This is a genomic window from Scytonema hankhaensis NUACC26 (assembly GCF_045865695.1).
Classification (GTDB): Bacteria; Cyanobacteriota; Cyanobacteriia; order Cyanobacteriales; family Nostocaceae; genus Scytonema.
The window spans coordinates 1-15,585 of sequence record NZ_BAACAP010000235.1 but is presented as its reverse complement, the minus strand read 5'-3'; the positions used below and the strand labels follow the sequence as shown (position 1 = coordinate 15,585).

Genomic DNA, 15,585 nt, shown 5'->3' with positions numbered 1-15,585 from the left:
TTAGTTGTTGGTTATTCAAAAAAATCACTGCCAGAACCGTACTTCCAACCCTCAGCTAAACGATGCCAATAGTATTTGGAAACATTGGGCAAAGATTTCATCCACGGTTGTAACATTTCACTGAGAAAAAATAAAACAGCATAAACCCCTAAATTTCCGTAATGCACCATCCAATTGAGTAAGGTTCCCAATCCAACTTGTGGAATTACCTTGGCGACTAATCCAGGATGTGTCAACCCAGTTTTGATAAGGGTTTGAGTCAGTGCTGGAAACTGCACTACGTCTTGCAAAAATGGTTTGAGGACTGGTTCGCCTAACTGTTCCATTTGTTGAAAGACTGCAGACAGCAGTTGGTTGATTTGATTGGGGTCAATTTTTTGGTTCGCGCCCACACTCATGGCTCTTTGGAAAAGCCAAGTTACAGCTAAACTGGGCTGGTATGGTTGCAGAAGTGAGAGTGCATTGACCGATAATTGGTCGGTTTGCAGTGCTTCATAAATGCCAAGTGTCAGACGATGGAGGTGTCGTACCATGGCACCAAAACCCCCAAAACTTAAGGGAGACTGGTTTCCACTGCTATCTCCAAGTGGTAGTATGCGGTTCCACGGTGTCTTTAAAGGGCTTTGACGGTAGGAAGGGAAAAAGCCAAACAGTGCTCGTTGAAATGTCAGCTGGTTTAACTCTACGCCTTGATACTCTGGCATTAAGCGCAGATAATCTTCAAACAGCGCTTCCAAACCCATGCATTGTGGATGTGCATCCATATAAGTAAACAGGTAGGTGGTTCTGCCATCCTTTGCTGGGAAGGCTTCCCAAAAATACTGGCATCGGTCGTGCAAGGGTGTGAAAGATAACAACAAGTCCCCCGTGTGATTTTCCGGAAATCCTCGAGCACAACTTCCCACTACCAAACACAGTGCATCTGGTTTTTTTCCTCCGCGTGCTTGTTGCACAATGGGGGAAAGATTTCCCATAGCATCAATGAGTAACCGGGTTGTGAATTGGTTGTTAACTCTGATTCCGTCAGGATGAATGACAGCTTCTGTGAATGGATTGTTCTCAAATAATTGTCCGCCAGAGGCAAGAAATCTTTGTTTTAAGGTTTCTAATAGGTAAACTGGATCTACACCAATATTTAGGACATCCCGCACCCAAACTTCTGTACCGTTATGGAAGCTGACTCTAGCAGGATTGTATTCTGTTGCGATCGCTTTCTCTAATTCTTCTGGTGTAAGTAAATTTAATTCTAAAAAAACTTGTAATTCTTTACGGGAAATGTTCCATTCTTGCTCTCTACCCCGCAACATTCCCCGTTCTATGAGCGCGACTCGCACTCCCTTTACAGCTAAAGCACAACCAATTAAAATACCTAAAGTTCCACCGCAAATCACAACATCCCAATCTGTAGCACCTAAAGGCTGAGTAGTTTCTTTAACAACCATTGGTACTGGTATATTACCTTCTCTGATGGATGCTAGAATGCGATCGCTTTGACGTAGCCCTGTTAAGACATTACCAGGTAGTTGCGAGAGAATCTCTTCTGTTAGCGACATATAACCCAATTCCATCACCGTAAATTCCTTCTATCAGGAATCCTAAATCATTTATGACAATTCTTCAGTAGGTAGGGCTATGCCACACATAAGACTTTTATGTGGTATAGCCCTACCTACTTGTGTTTTATAAATCAAATAAGAATCCGATAGTGTTTGGGAGATACTGAAGTTTAGTGAAAGAATGGGCTTCTCGAACTACAAATCTGGGTTCTGCCTCCCTTCATGTCATATTGGGATAGTTGCCTAATACTTGTTGTACTGTCCAGCCATGAGCAAACAAGCCCAGTATGAATTCGACAGATAATCGAGTCCCTTTTACTGTTGGTTTGCCTAATAATACTTTCGGTTTGGAATGGATGTATTGCCGCCAGTCCATAATTAAGAATTTTTTGATGGTAAGGTTTAAATATTTATGATTTTAACTGTTGGATGAGGACATTACTCTCCCAACCATCAATGGTTTAAAATGATTGAGCAGTAGGTAGATCTTTTGGCAAGTTATCGGAGATAGGTATTAGAGGTTGTTTGAAAAGTGCTTGGCTGTGATTTTAGGCACTTATCGATCCCCCCTAGCCCCCCTTAAAAAGGGGGGAAATACTCTGAAAGTCTCCCTTTTTAAGGGGGATTTAGGGGGAGCTTGAATGTTTTGCTACTGATGAAAGGACTTTTCAAACATCCTCTTAGATCGATCGCCACACGTTTATCAAAAACTTCTACAATATGATTTAGCATAGCGATCGCATCTCCTTCGTAGTCAGCATCTTCAAGTTGGCAAATAACTGATGTATCTACGCCAGCAAGTTGAGCAAATTCATCTTGAGAAAGTCCTTTCTCCTCTCTAAGGAAATTGATTTTTCGAGCCACTTCATCATTAATTCTTGCTTGTTGGAGTGCCGCAATACGATCGGGTTTTCCTTGGTAATAACGCTGATGTATAATTGTGAGGGCGTTACTGGTTATTTTGTTTTCTCTCATTGCTCTTGTTCCTTAAAAAGGGGGACTTGTAAGAGTATTTCCCCCCTTTTTAAGGGGGGCTAGGGGCGATCGCGATCCCAACAATAGACTTTACAAACATCCTCTCAATTCTCACACGGCAATTATCTTGAGCTTTTTCTGGCAGATTATCTAGCCATTCTAGCACTGGGACACTTCCATCCTCCTCTTTGTAGAAGATTACTAATGTTGTTGGCACATCCTTATCCTAATATGTTCGCATTTTTGCGAATATACTGCAAAGTGTTTCTTATTGCAATTTTCAATCCAAAATGGTATTAGCAAAATTTAATGCTCAGTGAAGCAAATGCATGATGTAACTATACGAGCGGCATTTTCAGTACTCCCACCGATCGCACTGTCAGTACATAAATTTGTTATTTACTAAAAATTCATCATAGCTTTAAAAATATAAAGATATGGTAAAGAAAGTTCAGCAAATAGCTTTTCAATAAAAAAAAGTAATTATGGTAGTTAAGGATTATTTGCCCTAAACCACAAAAGTCGGTATCAAAGCAAATCGAAACAAGTGTTGATTTGTGATTTTTTTTATGAAAATAGCATTCATTGTAGGTGAGTTTCCTGTATTATCAGAAACTTTTATCCTGAATCAAATTACAGGATTAATTTCGCGAGGACATGAGGTACATATTTATGGTTCTCGTCCAGAGGATATGTCTAAAATGCATCCCGATGTGGAAAGATATCAGCTTCTGAAACGGACTTACTATGTACCTTCAATTTTAACAAATTACTTAGGTCGAGTACTGAAAGGGCTGGGATTAATAGTAACAAATTTACACAAAAGTCCATTGGTTGTGTTGCGATCGCTCAACTTTTTCAAATATGGGAAATACGCAATTTCTTTGCGACTATTATACTCCGTCATACCGCTGCTTCAATCCGAGCAATACGATATTATTCACGGTCAATTTGGAATGCACGGTATCGAAGGTCAAATATTCCGCGATCTTGGTGCGATCAAAGGCAAATTAGTTACTTCATTTCGAGGTTACGATATTAGCTACTATGTTCAAGAGCATGGTGAAGATATTTATAATGAACTTTTTGTAAAAGGAGACTTTTTTCTTGCTAACTGTGAGTTTTTCCGACAAAAAGCCATCAAACTGGGCTGCGATCGTAACAAAATTGTAGTTCTTCGTTCGGGAATAGACTGTAGCAGATTTCAGTTTAAAGCACGGGTTCCCAATCCAAATGACAAAATTCGGATTGTTACGGTTGGGCGTCTTGTGGAGAAGAAAGGAATAGAGTATGGGATTCGCGCTATTGCCAAAGTGGCAAATGTTCATCCAAATATTGAATACAATGTCATAGGTGATGGCTACTTAAAAGAAGAGTTCTATCTATTGATAGAAGAATTGAGAATAACAGATAAAGTCAAACTTTTAGGCTGGAAAAATCAGCAAGAAATTATTGACATTCTAGACAATTCTCATTTATTTATAGCTCCAAGTGTAACCGCTCAAAATGGTAATCAAGACGCTCCAGTTAACACTTTAAAAGAAGCAATGGCAATGGGATTACCAGTCATAGGAACTTTACATGGTGGTATTCCCGAACTCATACAAGATAATGTGTCTGGGTTTCTTGCTCCAGAAAGAGATGCGGATGCTATAGCTGAAAAGTTAATTTATTTAATCGAAAATCCCAATATTTGGGAACAAATGGGTCGAGTCGGTCGTGCTTACGTAGAGCAAAACTACGATATGAATCAGTTGAACGATAAGCTAGTTAATATTTATCAACTAGTATGCGATCGCACTAATTCTGATAAACTACCAGAGCCTCGACTTCTTCAAGAAGTCGTGTAAGCCAACCTACTCACCAAAAATTATGACATAGACCACTAGTAGAGATGTCTCCCTTTTTCAAATCAGCGTATTGCGGAAAAACCCCACGCTTAATCGTGAAAAGGTCTCTTTCCCAGTCCCCAATCGCCAATCCCCATTTTCTAATTAGGAGAAATTACTGCTGCTCGTAGCAAATCGTAAATACACTATCCTTAGTTACACTGTAAGTGGTATGACTGAGATAATGGTGCTTTCAGTTTAGTTGTTGATTTTACACGCATACGGTTGACATTAGCAGAGGACTTGGATATGAACTCATCAGAAGTAACAAACCCGCAAGTAACGATTGTCGTCGTTCCACGGGAACGCTTCAGTTACACCCGTGAGTCTCTTGAAAGCATCTACACGTGTACGGAGTATCCTTTTCAGTTAATTTACGTAGACGGTGGTTCGCCATCTCATATCAAAAAGTATTTAGTAGAACAAGCCATCCAAAATCAATTCCAACTCATCCGTACCGAATATTACCTTTCTCCAAACCATGCGAGAAATCTTGGTTTGCGTCAGGTTAACAGCAAATATGTTGTTTTTATTGATAACGATGTTGTAGTTACCCCTGGTTGGCTAAAAACTTTGGTATCTTGTGCGGAAGAAACAGACGCAACTGTAGTTAGCCCTCTGATTTGTCAGGGAAGCCCTTTACATGAAGAAGTGCATTGTGCGGGTGGCGAATCTGGAGTTGCGATCGAAACCAGAGGCGAGACAACAAGACGGCGGATAATTGAAAAAATTTACAAGCAAGGTCGTCAAGTTTCAGAAATCCGTCCGCAACTGCAACGCCAAAAAACTGGGCTAGCAGAATTCCACTGCATGATGGTACGCACGGAGATATTTCAGAAAATCGGTCTTTTGGATGAAGCCTTGCTGAATACCAAAGAACACGTCGATTTGTGTATGCAAGTGGCTGAAGTTGGTGGTACAGTTTACCTAGAACCTGATTCCCTTGTGACTTACGTACCGGGACCTCCATTAGATTGGACAGATTTGCATTATTATATGTTGCGTTGGAGCAATGAGTGGGAACTTGCAAGCTTAAAACGCCTGCGCGACAAGTGGAACCTGACCGAAGATGAGTACTTTAAAAATAAGTACAAGCGGTTGGGATGGCGTCGCGATATGACAATTATCAGTTCCCTTGCTCGTAAAGCACCCTTTGGTAGATTTGGGTCGCGGGTAGTTGGGAAAATACTATCCGAAATGGATAAAGTTCTCAACAGATATCTCACTACCCGCTATGCCAAAAGATACTTGCAAGGTAAGCAAAACCCTGTATCATCAAAAATGATGAATTCGAGCCTAGCCTCAACACAAGGATAACTTCCTGAAGGGTTCCCTCTCAAAAAAAGTGTATGGTGAAAGATACTCATCATACGCATACATGAAATATGCAGTAAGGTGAAGGACTTTGAAACAGAAAGAGCGCCTAAAGTCGCAATTATCTGAGGTAATTTATACACCTGATAGTCAATTGCGGCGTCCCATTGACCTGTTCAAACAAATGTGGCGGGACTTGTTAGCTTCTCGCGAACTTGCATGGCGATTGATGGTACGAGATATCAAGGCTCAATACCGTCAATCATTCTTAGGTATAGTTTGGGCATTTTTACCGCCAATTGTCATGGCTGTTGGCTTTACTCTTGCAAATGATGCCAATGTCATTAATGTTGGAAAAACAGACATACCCTATCCAGCTTATGTTATGTTTAGCACTGCACTATGGCAAACATTTGTAGAAGCTTTAAATGGTCCCGTACAAGCCGTGACAGTAGCAAAACCAATGTTAGCCAGAGTGAATTTTCCGCGAGAATCTCTCGTTTTGGCAAAAGTCGGTGAAGTGTTTTTTAACTTTACCATTAAGTTAATTTTAATAGCGGGATTGTTCGTCTGGTTTCGTATTTCTATTACTTGGACAGCCATTTTAGTCCCAGTTGCTTTGATTCATTTGGTTGTTCTGGGGACATTCATTGGTGTTTTGTTAGCTCCATTAGGAATTTTGTACCAAGATGTTTCTAAAGGGTTAACTCTCTTTACAGGATTTTGGCTGTTTTTGACTCCTGTGGTTTATCCAGTTCCTAGTGAAGGAACATTTGGGTTATTAGTCAAGTTAAATGCTGTCACGCCTTTACTAGTGACAACGCGAGAATTAGCAACAACAGGAGTTATCTCCAATCCATTAGGATTTTGGATTGTGAGCGTGCTTTCCTTTGTCGGATTGTTACTCACCTGGGTGATTTTCCGACTTGCAATGCCTTTTGTTGTTGAGCGAGTGAGTTCTTAGCAATGACTAATTTAATAGAAAAACAAATTACAACTTATCCTGAAGAGACTGAAGTTGTTATATCAGCCCAAAATGTTTCTAAAAAGTTTTGTAGAAACTTAAAAAGCTCTTTGTTCTACGGGCTTCAAGATATTGCGCTCGAATTAACAGGAGGTAATAGAAAAAGCGATATCTTAAGAGCAAAAGAGTTTTGGGCGCTTCATAATGTTAGCTTTAAGCTAAAGCGAGGTGAAGCTTTAGGTTTGGTAGGCTCGAATGGATCTGGAAAAAGTACGCTTCTACGCATTATTAGTGGTTTGATTAAGCCAGATACAGGTACTATCAAAGTCAGGGGTAGAATCGCACCTCTCATTGCTCTTGGTGCGGGTTTTAATCCTATCCTCACGGGACGAGAAAACATCTATGCCAATATGTCCATATTGGGTTTATCTACTACGGAAATTGAAGAGAAATTTCAGGAAGTCGTTGATTTTGCTGGAATTGCAGATGCAATTGATGCACCCGTACAGACTTATAGTTCTGGAATGGCAGCACGATTGGGATTTGCGTGTGCAGTTCACATTGAACCGGATATTTTGCTAATTGATGAAGTACTAGCCGTAGGAGACATTTCTTTTAGAATGAAATGTTATCAAAGACTAGCAAAACTCAGAGAACAAGGTACAGCTTTTATCTTAGTCTCTCATAATCCTCATGTTGTCTTAAATGTTTGCGAATCTTCGATTTATTTAAAAAAAGGCAATTTGATAACTGCTGGTGACACAACCTCAGTGATTCGTAAATATGAAGAAGACCTTGGTTTGGGAGATACAGAAGCCCCTTCAGGAGTTATGTATTTACCTGAAAAACCAAAGACTCAAAGTCTTGGTATTGATGTTGTTTCTTTATGTTTTAAGGATGAGCAAGGCAACATCCTTGATACTCTTATATCTGGCGAATCTGCATATTTGTGTATCGAATGTTCGGCACATCTAAAAGTAGAAAATATCAATATAGGTATATTAATTACAGCTTTATCCGGACAGAACGAACGAATTTTGTATATTACTTCATCAAGCGATAACGAATTCCTTGAAATTCACCCAGGAAAAGCTGAAATACAGATGCAAATGCCCTACTGTTGCTTATTACCTGGGTTATATAGTGCCAAAATTTATGTAAAAGAAGGCATACGCTCTTTCGACATAGTAGAATCTTTTAGATTTGTGGTAAGAGCAAATAAAATCATTAGTCAATCTTTGTTTTATCAACCAAGGTCTTGGAAAGTTATTAATAAATGAGACTGGGTTTGAGAAGAAATACAAAACTAAGTATTGACTGTGTTTTTAATGTTTACTCTGTTCTTTTGAAAATCAGGAAATGAATATATGTCACCTCTCGTTTCAGTTATTATTCCGTGCTTTAATACAGAAAGATGGATAGCAGAAGCTATTGATAGCTGCTTGCAACAAACATATAAAAATCTTGAAATTATTGTTGTTGATGATGGCTCGACTGATAAGTCTTTAGAAATTATCAAAAGCTATGGAAAAAAAGTGATTTGGCAAAGTGTAAACCATAGAGGAGGTAACTACGCGAGAAATACAGGTTTAGCTTTATCCAAAGGCAAGTATATTCAGTATTTAGATGCAGATGATTACATCTTGCCGAATAAAATAGAAAGGCAAGTCTCTTTCCTTGAAGAAACAGGAGCCGATGTTGCTTACTGTGATTGGAGATTTCGGCATCATTTACCTGATGGCAGCAATTTTTTAGGTGATATAGAACGTCCTGGAACGCAAGCAGATATCATTGAATCTTTACTCGCGGATTGGTGGACTGCTGTTGCTTCTTTACTTTATAGAAGAACTGCTGTTGAGAGAAGCGGTGGTTGGGATGAAAATTTAAAAGCCGCACAGGATAGAGATTTCTTCTTATCAGTCGTTCTTCAAGGTGCTAAAGTTGTCTATCAACCTGGTTGTCATGCTGTCTACAGACGATATGGAAATGTTACAGTCTCTACTCGCTCTAAACCTCTTTGGATAGACAGTCATCGTTCAGTCTTGATTAAGGCAGAACAAAAATTGAAGCAGAGCGATCGCCTGTCTATGAAGTATCGTTATGCATTAGCTCAATGTTACTTTGACTTGTCCAGGGAAGCATTACAAATTGATGACTATACAAAATACTTGCAGTTGTTAAAAGAAGCTTTAATTGTCTTTCCTGAGTTCAAGCGAGGGAATGGCAGACAATTTTACAATTTCATTCAATCCATTTGTGGTTTCCGCCTAACTGAAAGTATTGTTTGTCGTCTTTTAATAACCAAAAAGGTTGTTGATTCAGTCTTCCTACAGATACAAACAATACACGACCATTGGTTAGCCTCTCAGCCTACTAGTTCGCGTAAGTTAGTACAGGCGGGTGAAAATAACTATCCAGTGAGCAAAGTGTGAATTGCAGATAAGTACTAACTTATTTTATTGAGATTTCAGCACAGCTTCTAGAATAGCAAATATTGTTATCAAAACTCGTTTACCCCTACAGATAGACAAACGAGCATAACAATCACCCAGTCGGGCTACTCCAAAGGATGAAGTCTAACTGTTGAAAACTAGTTTACTTTGTTGATAACTCGGAGATCGACAAAATAGTATTCAACAGAGGAGCGATGGATGAAGTTACAACTATTACTAGAATCAAGCGTTTTAACGATCGCACTCATAGCTAACGGGTTTCATCAACAAACAACCGCGATCGCTCAGAGACAGATGCACAAGGAAAACTCGATTGGCAGGTTCATTGTGTTGATGGAACAAAGGAAAAGCAAACAGAGCCTGTAGCATAGCAGCAAGCTTAGAGTGAAAGATGCAAAATTCCCGACTTTTACAAAAAGTCGGGAATTTGAGTTAAAGAGAAGTAGGCTCAGATATAATATTGCTCAACTTATAATGCAGCTCTGAAAAACCTTTGCTGATTGCTTATCCCTATCCGTTTACAAACTTTATATGTCAAAGTAAAGATATATACAGCAAATAGATTTGATGAGAACAGAGTTATGAATCGTGGAAAAATAATTGCAATTATTACAGGTGCGATTTCTATCATTTTAGCAATTGCCTACCTCGTCCTCGTCCAACTGCTAGACTTTCGCGGTGAAATGAAACCCGCTCCTGTGAGCCAATTGCCACAACAAGTCATAGTGCTAGAGTAAAGCAATCCATTAAAAAAGCCCAGTCGTTATCTTACGACTGGGCTTTACCTTTAGACTAACCTACTGTGCATTTCAGTTAAACAGCCCAAAGGTAAGACCTAATAACTAAAAACATAAAGTAATATAGCAATCCTTGCGATGCATGAAATACAACTAGGGCGAGCATTGCCTATCAAAATTCTCAGTGGTGGGCATTGCCCACCCTACATTATTGGAAATTTTTACAAAGAATTTGGGACTGCCATAATTGTTTAATTTAGGTTAACCTTAACAACCTTATTCTTTTCTTGCTCTGTTTTAAGCAGTGTCAAGTTCAAGATTCCATCCTTGTATTCGGCGGTGACATTATTATTTTGAATGCGAGTCGGTAAAGGAATGACACGTTTAATCTTACCATAATGGAATTCACTACGAGTCACGCCCTTTTCTTCGATCTTAGTTTCAGAGCGCCGTTCTCCACTAATAGAAACAGTGTTCTCTGTAACTTGAACATCCAAATCTTTAGCTTCCATTCCTGGAATTTCTACTTTGAGATGAATAGCATCTTCTGTTTCATGTAATTCAACTGCAGGTACTTTTGTAAACTCTTTGTCTAACAAATTTTAAGGCGCGAGAACATCATCAAAGAGGTGATTAATTTGACGTTGTAGAGCATTCATTTCTTGCCAAGGATTCCAACGAGATAATGTCATATTTGTACCTCTCTTTGTAAAATTTTTATTTAATTGGTTCGGTATCGAACCTTCTTTAATTATTATGGTATTTAAAAATAGAAAATATAGAGGTTCGGTTTTAGGTACTCAATCAATAATAAATACCGAACCATAATAATTGGTTAGATTCCCGATATAAAAAATCGGGAATTTCCATCAACCTTGTTATGCGTTAACAGGTTGAGCAGATGCTGACATCATGGATGGATCGATCGCAATCCCCAATCCTTCTGCCACGCGACGACCGTAATTTATATCTGCACGGAAGAAATGGCAGAGTTGGCGCATCTGAATATCACTTCGAGCCTGACTCAAACTACCCACAATATTTTGTATGAGGCGCTCTTGTTGGTCGGGTGTCATGAGCCGATAGAGATCTCCTGCTTGGGTATAGCGGTTGTCAATGTTTTAGGATCGCTCATAGTGAGTGATTTCTCCATTAAGAAGACTGGGACTTTACAATATCAGTTCAGTTGGCTCGCTTGAACTCATTTAATTAATCGTATTCGTTATGAGTTCCTTTCAACCATCATAGTCGAAATGACTTCGTTTTAGAAAGTCTTGAGTAGAGATTGCAACAAACTTTAATATTGAGTTGATGATTCTATAACTTGCACGGCTTCGGAAACTTCATTCTTGTGAGGTGGGCGTCCCCTAGCTTCGGAAACTTCATTCTTGTGGGGTGGGCTTCATTCTTGTGGTGCGGGCGTCCCCGCCCGCCTTCTCTAGTGAACGGGCATCCTTGCCCGTTCCACAAGAAGAGTACAGAGATGGCAACAAAGCGTAATATGAAGCTGATAATTCTGTAACTTGCACAGCTTTCAGAAATTTAAAATTTATAACTTAACAGTTGAATGGCAGTATTTTCAGGGAGATTGCCAGGACTAACAGAGAGCGTGTCACCACTGTTACGGCGCACTGTTACCCCCTCCATTGCCGTCAAAAATTGATCTACTGGGGCAAGATCGCACGTAGCAGCATCAGCTGCTTGTGTGCGGTAATGAGTAGGAATCGCTAATTTAGGATTAATGACTTGAATGGCTTGCTTGGCTTCCTCAGCATTGTAAGCTTTTGGACCTCCACCTACAGGAACTAAAGCCACATCAGGACGCCCTATGAGAATTTTTTGCTCTATAGAGATGGGCGCTGCTGCCCCTCCTAAATGGAGAACGTTAATACCTCCTTGTTGCCATACCCAAGCAGTATTAATGCCAAATTGTTTTCCGCCTTTGCGATCGTGATTTATAGCAATTCCTTGAAATTTAATACCATTAAACTCGTAAACTCCCGGTTCGTAAATGAGTTTAGGATTTCCAGGGAGATCCTCCACAGCGCCCTCATCTAACAGTTGACTGCTAATCAGTACCAGATCTGCCTGAACTTTGGGCAAACGATACCCAGCAGTACAACCTACTGTCCGAAAGGGATTTGACAGAATTCTCAAGCCACCGCCCGTAAATAGAAAGGAGGTATGACCCAACCATTGAATTGATAATGAACCACCAGATTGAGACTTAGGCTTAGGCTTAGGCTTAGGTTTAGACTGAGCATTTGCTTGAAATGCAGAACTCAAATCGATCAGAAATGCCGTCACTACTCCTGCCCCTGTATAGCCCATGAACTGTCGTCGTTTCATGAAGAAATGCGCTCTCTAGACTGCAATTGTTCCAGAAAGTTTCGCAATAGCTGCTTTCCTGAAGTTGTCAGGACACTCTCTGGGTGAAATTGGACGCCTTCTATATGAGGATAGTTCCGGTGTCGTACTCCCATAATTGTTCCATCCTCAACCCAAGCAGTGATTTCCAGCACTTCTGGGCAAGTATCGCGCTCAATCACTAGACTATGATACCGGGTTGCGGTCATTGGACTTTCTAATTCTCGGAAAATACCTACTCCTGTATGATGAACTGGAGAAGTTTTACCGTGCATTAATTCAGGTGCGGAAATGATCCTACCGCCAAAAACTTGACCGATACCTTGATGCCCCAAACAAACTCCCAGAATTGGCAAATTCGGTCCAAGCTGTTCGATGACGCTCAGAGAAATCCCTGCATCTTCTGGACGACCTGGACCTGGTGAAATTACGATTCCATCTGCTTGTAGAGCAATAATTTCATCTATGGTAATTTTATCGTTCCGAAAAACTTTAATATCGGAGGCGACGGGGAATTCTGCTGCCAATTCTCCCAGGTACTGTACTAAGTTATAGGTAAAACTATCGTAATTATCAATAACTATAATCACAACTTATGGCTCCTGGTTTCTGCCAATCATCATATCATTTTGAATGCTTAGATGATGCGGAAAGTTGTTAGAAGGAGCCATCAGCTAAAGAATAGAGACAATTAACATATATAAAGGAGGTAATAACAGCATTGCCGCTACGAGTAACGCTACTACAGCCGATACAAGCACAGCTCCTGCTGCACAATCTTTAGCTATTTTTGCTAACTCGTGATACGTTTGCTTGACTGTAAGGTCTACTATAGATTCTATGGCAGTATTCAGTAACTCTAATGCTAAAACTAAACCACTGGTAACAGTAATAACTGCTATTTCCACAGGCTTAAGATGTAACAATAGACTCAAAGCGATCGCGATCGCGCATACACCCACATGAATGCGAAAATTGCGCTGACTTTGAAAAGCGTAAGTAATTCCGCACCAAGCGTACTTAAAACTTATAAATAAATTAGAAGCCACCTTCCATGAAAATTCCCGTTGTTTAGGAACAACCGTCTCTAGACCACTTGGCGTTGGTGGTGCTGAGACTTGTGGAGGTGATGAAACTTGTTGGGACATAGGCGTGGACATAAGAAACTATAGGGTTTATAAGAATTTTCGGGTAATGCGATCGCGTAACAGGTTTATAAAGAATTTTTTTACAAGAGCTTTGTCAGAAGATGACAATTCCAGAATAACACTAAGAACTGATTAAGCAAGAGCTATTCTACGTTAATATCAATACCTATATCTTTCAGTAAAATTACTTGCTGGTTCAGCATTTGGCTCAAACTCTCTTCATCTGGATGATCCCAACCGAGAAGATGTAGCAGACCATGAGCCGACAACCAAGCTAACTCCGTTTGTAAAGAATGCCCTTGCTGCTGCGCCTGTTGTTGGGCTGTTTCAACAGAAATAACAATATCACCAAGATACAAAGGAACCTCAGTGTTTATTTCTTCTCCTTGAGGAAAATCTACCTCAAGAGCTGCAAACGATAAAACATCTGTAGGCTTATCTTGGTGACGGTATTGAGAATTTAACTGGTGCATTTCGCTGTTATCCGTCAAGCGCAACCCAATTTCATATGTTGGCGCTAGCGGAGACTCATCATGCAGTCTTTCCATCCACTGCTCAAACCAATTTTGCCAAGTTTCAGCAGTTATTCGTGTTTGAGCATTCCAAAAATCCAGATTTGTTTCTTCGGATGACTCAGTAACACAGTCGTGCACATACACATCAACTTTCACCTGCTGTAAATTCTCCCCTACTTAAATTATTGAGTCCTGTAGGGTGGGCATTGCCCACCATATCCACTTGTGGTGGGCTTTAGCCCTACCTACCTAAATTACAAAAATTAGATAAGATTCTTAATAGTTATAAATCAATCGTCTAAGTCAACGATCGCCAACTAGCGAGTTAAGTAAGCAAGACCCACCAAAACAGCTACAAGCCCCACAGTCGTCAATAAGAAATGCTTGAGAGAGGTGAGGCGCTTCTGCACCATGTTTCTCATGGCAAGTTTTACGTAGCTTGGTTTAGATTCCGTCGCGGGAGAGTCACTCATATCTTTTATCAACAAACTCTAATAATAATGTAACAGTTTGTGTAGTCAATCGGTAATGGCGATTGGCGATTAGCGATTGGGAAGTAGGGAACTTACTGAATATTTCCTACTCCCTATTCCCTACTCCCTACTCCCTCTCTACCAATTGATTTTCTTGCCTGAGATAGGCTTGGATAAAAGAATCGATTTCGCCGTTCATGATATCAGCGATCGCGGTTGTTTCTTCATTAGTTCGCAAGTCCTTAACCATTTGGTACGGATGGAATACGTAGTTGCGGATTTGGTTACCCCAAGAAGCTTCTACCATATCACCCCGAATTTCTGCAATTTCTTTAGCATGTTGTTCTTGGGCGATGACCAACAACTTCGCTTTCAACCGAGCAAGGGCTTTTTCTTTATTTTGCAGTTGGCTGCGTTCTTCCGTACAACGCACGGCAATACCCGTGGGAAGGTGAACAACGCGCACGGCAGTTTCTACCTTGTTAACGTTTTGACCGCCTTTACCACCAGACCTAGAGGTTGTAATGTCCAAATCCTTTTCTGGAATTTCCAGTTGTACGGTGTTGTCTAATTGCGGCATAACTTCTACCCCAGCAAAACTTGTTTGCCGCTTCCCGTTAGCGTTGAAAGGCGATATTCGCACGAGGCGGTGAGTACCCGTTTCCGAACGGAGATACCCATAGGCATAGCGCCCTGTAATTTCTATAGTTGCAGATTTAATACCTGCTTCGTCACCTTCAGACACTTCAGTAACTGCCACCTTATAGCCGTGGTTTTCCCCCCAACGGGTATACATCCGCAATAACATCTCAGCCCAATCTTGGGCATCCGTACCACCAGCACCCGCGTTAATCGTCAATACGGCACCATTTTCGTCATAGAGACCCGAAAGTAATTGGAGTAACTCCCATTTGTCGAGTTCGCGGTTCAGTTTACTGACAGTAGATTCAGCTTCTTGAAGGAGTCCTTCATCCGTTTCCAACTCTAAAAGCTCTACCACAGCTTTTGTATCTTCCAAATTGGACTTCCATTGGTGATACTGCTGCAAGTGAGATTTCAGTTCATCCAATTCTTGCAGTATTTTTTGGGCTGTGTTGCGAGCGTCCCAAAATTCTGGCTGGGCTGAGATTTTTTCTAGGTCATGAATTTTAGCAGTCAGTGCGGGTACGTCAAAGATAGTCCTGAGTTTTACCC

General features: G+C 40.5%; 18 protein-coding genes and 1 pseudogene. 7 read left to right on the top strand and 12 right to left on the bottom strand.

From position 1 onward, the window contains the following. Positions 1 to 11 precede the first annotated feature (11 nt). The 4 genes from ACKTT2_RS37250 to ACKTT2_RS37235 form a co-directional block, all read right to left on the bottom strand. On the bottom strand, positions 12 to 1,553 hold the full coding sequence (locus ACKTT2_RS37250; RefSeq protein ID WP_407896010.1) for an FAD-dependent oxidoreductase: 1,542 nt from the start codon (positions 1,551 to 1,553) through the stop codon (positions 12 to 14). A 223-nt stretch (positions 1,554 to 1,776) separates the two neighbouring features. Then, positions 1,777 to 1,932 (bottom strand): DUF433 domain-containing protein, encoded by a 156-nt coding sequence (locus ACKTT2_RS37245; protein ID WP_407896009.1) that lies wholly within the window; start codon positions 1,930 to 1,932, stop codon positions 1,777 to 1,779. Between the two features lie 239 nt (positions 1,933 to 2,171). Next, entirely contained in the window at positions 2,172 to 2,531 is a 360-nt protein-coding gene (locus ACKTT2_RS37240; protein WP_407896008.1) for a helix-turn-helix domain-containing protein, read from the bottom strand. 49 nt (positions 2,532 to 2,580) lie between these two features. Further along, the gene (locus ACKTT2_RS37235) at positions 2,581 to 2,748 is read right to left on the bottom strand and encodes a hypothetical protein (RefSeq protein ID WP_407896007.1); all 168 of its coding nucleotides are present in this window, start codon (positions 2,746 to 2,748) and stop codon (positions 2,581 to 2,583) included. A 352-nt stretch (positions 2,749 to 3,100) separates the two neighbouring features. Between ACKTT2_RS37235 and ACKTT2_RS37230 the strand changes: the two genes are divergently transcribed. From ACKTT2_RS37230 to ACKTT2_RS37200, 7 genes are all read left to right on the top strand, one after another. Continuing rightward, on the top strand, positions 3,101 to 4,381 hold the full coding sequence (locus ACKTT2_RS37230; protein ID WP_407896006.1) for a glycosyltransferase: 1,281 nt from the start codon (positions 3,101 to 3,103) through the stop codon (positions 4,379 to 4,381). 288 nt (positions 4,382 to 4,669) lie between these two features. Continuing rightward, positions 4,670 to 5,737, top strand: a complete 1,068-nt coding sequence (locus ACKTT2_RS37225) for a glycosyltransferase family 2 protein (RefSeq protein WP_407896005.1) — start codon at positions 4,670 to 4,672, stop codon at positions 5,735 to 5,737. Positions 5,738 to 5,825: 88 nt separating this feature from the next. Beyond that, positions 5,826 to 6,698, top strand: a complete 873-nt coding sequence (locus ACKTT2_RS37220; RefSeq protein ID WP_407896004.1) for an ABC transporter permease — start codon at positions 5,826 to 5,828, stop codon at positions 6,696 to 6,698. A gap of 2 nt (positions 6,699 to 6,700) precedes the next feature. Next, positions 6,701 to 7,978, top strand: a complete 1,278-nt coding sequence (locus tag ACKTT2_RS37215; protein WP_407896003.1) for an ABC transporter ATP-binding protein — start codon at positions 6,701 to 6,703, stop codon at positions 7,976 to 7,978. Between the two features lie 87 nt (positions 7,979 to 8,065). Further along, positions 8,066 to 9,130 carry a glycosyltransferase family 2 protein gene (locus ACKTT2_RS37210; protein WP_407896002.1) on the top strand — a complete coding sequence of 355 codons (1,065 nt, stop codon included), beginning with the start codon at positions 8,066 to 8,068 and terminating at the stop codon, positions 9,128 to 9,130. 219 nt (positions 9,131 to 9,349) lie between these two features. After that, positions 9,350 to 9,517, top strand: coding sequence for a hypothetical protein (locus ACKTT2_RS37205; protein ID WP_407896001.1), 168 nt, complete (start codon positions 9,350 to 9,352; stop codon positions 9,515 to 9,517). A 215-nt stretch (positions 9,518 to 9,732) separates the two neighbouring features. Then, entirely contained in the window at positions 9,733 to 9,888 is a 156-nt protein-coding gene (locus ACKTT2_RS37200) for a hypothetical protein (protein WP_407896000.1), read from the top strand. A gap of 251 nt (positions 9,889 to 10,139) precedes the next feature. Here ACKTT2_RS37200 and ACKTT2_RS37195 read toward each other — a convergent pair. From ACKTT2_RS37195 to prfB, 8 genes and pseudogenes are all read right to left on the bottom strand, one after another. Continuing rightward, positions 10,140 to 10,580, bottom strand: a pseudogene (locus ACKTT2_RS37195) (Hsp20/alpha crystallin family protein). 186 nt (positions 10,581 to 10,766) lie between these two features. After that, on the bottom strand, positions 10,767 to 11,006 hold the full coding sequence (locus ACKTT2_RS37190; protein ID WP_407896101.1) for a catalase-related domain-containing protein: 240 nt from the start codon (positions 11,004 to 11,006) through the stop codon (positions 10,767 to 10,769). Between the two features lie 424 nt (positions 11,007 to 11,430). Further along, on the bottom strand, positions 11,431 to 12,237 hold the full coding sequence (locus tag ACKTT2_RS37185) for an MBL fold metallo-hydrolase (protein ID WP_407895999.1): 807 nt from the start codon (positions 12,235 to 12,237) through the stop codon (positions 11,431 to 11,433). Further along, positions 12,234 to 12,845 (bottom strand): anthranilate synthase component II, encoded by a 612-nt coding sequence (locus ACKTT2_RS37180; RefSeq protein WP_407895998.1) that lies wholly within the window; start codon positions 12,843 to 12,845, stop codon positions 12,234 to 12,236. Before ACKTT2_RS37180 ends, ACKTT2_RS37185 begins: the two co-directional genes overlap by 4 nt. A gap of 84 nt (positions 12,846 to 12,929) precedes the next feature. Continuing rightward, positions 12,930 to 13,403, bottom strand: a complete 474-nt coding sequence (locus tag ACKTT2_RS37175) for a diacylglycerol kinase family protein (protein WP_407896100.1) — start codon at positions 13,401 to 13,403, stop codon at positions 12,930 to 12,932. A 143-nt stretch (positions 13,404 to 13,546) separates the two neighbouring features. Beyond that, positions 13,547 to 14,074, bottom strand: a complete 528-nt coding sequence (gene ybeY, locus ACKTT2_RS37170; RefSeq protein ID WP_407895997.1) for an rRNA maturation RNase YbeY — start codon at positions 14,072 to 14,074, stop codon at positions 13,547 to 13,549. A 161-nt stretch (positions 14,075 to 14,235) separates the two neighbouring features. Further along, positions 14,236 to 14,391 carry a DUF3285 domain-containing protein gene (locus tag ACKTT2_RS37165; protein ID WP_407895996.1) on the bottom strand — a complete coding sequence of 52 codons (156 nt, stop codon included), beginning with the start codon at positions 14,389 to 14,391 and terminating at the stop codon, positions 14,236 to 14,238. A gap of 127 nt (positions 14,392 to 14,518) precedes the next feature. After that, a protein-coding gene (gene prfB / locus ACKTT2_RS37160) for a peptide chain release factor 2 (protein ID WP_407895995.1) occupies positions 14,519 to 15,585 on the bottom strand; the annotation gives its coding sequence in 2 pieces (ribosomal slippage) (positions 14,519 to 15,562 and positions 15,564 to 15,585; 1,066 coding nt annotated over the 2 pieces). This gene is flagged as partial in the annotation.

Excerpts from the sequence above, each read along its gene's own strand:
- ACKTT2_RS37200 (WP_407896000.1), top strand. The coding sequence starts at position 9,733 with ATGAATCGTGGAAAAATAATTGCAATTATTACAGGTGCGATTTCTATC.
- ACKTT2_RS37185 (WP_407895999.1), bottom strand. The coding sequence starts at position 12,237 with ATGAAACGACGACAGTTCATGGGCTATACAGGGGCAGGAGTAGTGACG.
- ACKTT2_RS37210 (WP_407896002.1), top strand. The coding sequence starts at position 8,066 with ATGTCACCTCTCGTTTCAGTTATTATTCCGTGCTTTAATACAGAAAGA.
- ACKTT2_RS37225 (WP_407896005.1), top strand. The coding sequence starts at position 4,670 with ATGAACTCATCAGAAGTAACAAACCCGCAAGTAACGATTGTCGTCGTT.
- ACKTT2_RS37240 (WP_407896008.1), bottom strand. The coding sequence starts at position 2,531 with ATGAGAGAAAACAAAATAACCAGTAACGCCCTCACAATTATACATCAG.
- ACKTT2_RS37245 (WP_407896009.1), bottom strand. The coding sequence starts at position 1,932 with ATGGACTGGCGGCAATACATCCATTCCAAACCGAAAGTATTATTAGGC.
- ACKTT2_RS37215 (WP_407896003.1), top strand. The coding sequence starts at position 6,701 with ATGACTAATTTAATAGAAAAACAAATTACAACTTATCCTGAAGAGACT.
- ACKTT2_RS37250 (WP_407896010.1), bottom strand. The coding sequence starts at position 1,553 with ATGTCGCTAACAGAAGAGATTCTCTCGCAACTACCTGGTAATGTCTTA.
- ACKTT2_RS37165 (WP_407895996.1), bottom strand. The coding sequence starts at position 14,391 with ATGAGTGACTCTCCCGCGACGGAATCTAAACCAAGCTACGTAAAACTT.
- ACKTT2_RS37205 (WP_407896001.1), top strand. The coding sequence starts at position 9,350 with ATGAAGTTACAACTATTACTAGAATCAAGCGTTTTAACGATCGCACTC.
- ACKTT2_RS37175 (WP_407896100.1), bottom strand. The coding sequence starts at position 13,403 with ATGTCCCAACAAGTTTCATCACCTCCACAAGTCTCAGCACCACCAACG.
- ACKTT2_RS37230 (WP_407896006.1), top strand. The coding sequence starts at position 3,101 with ATGAAAATAGCATTCATTGTAGGTGAGTTTCCTGTATTATCAGAAACT.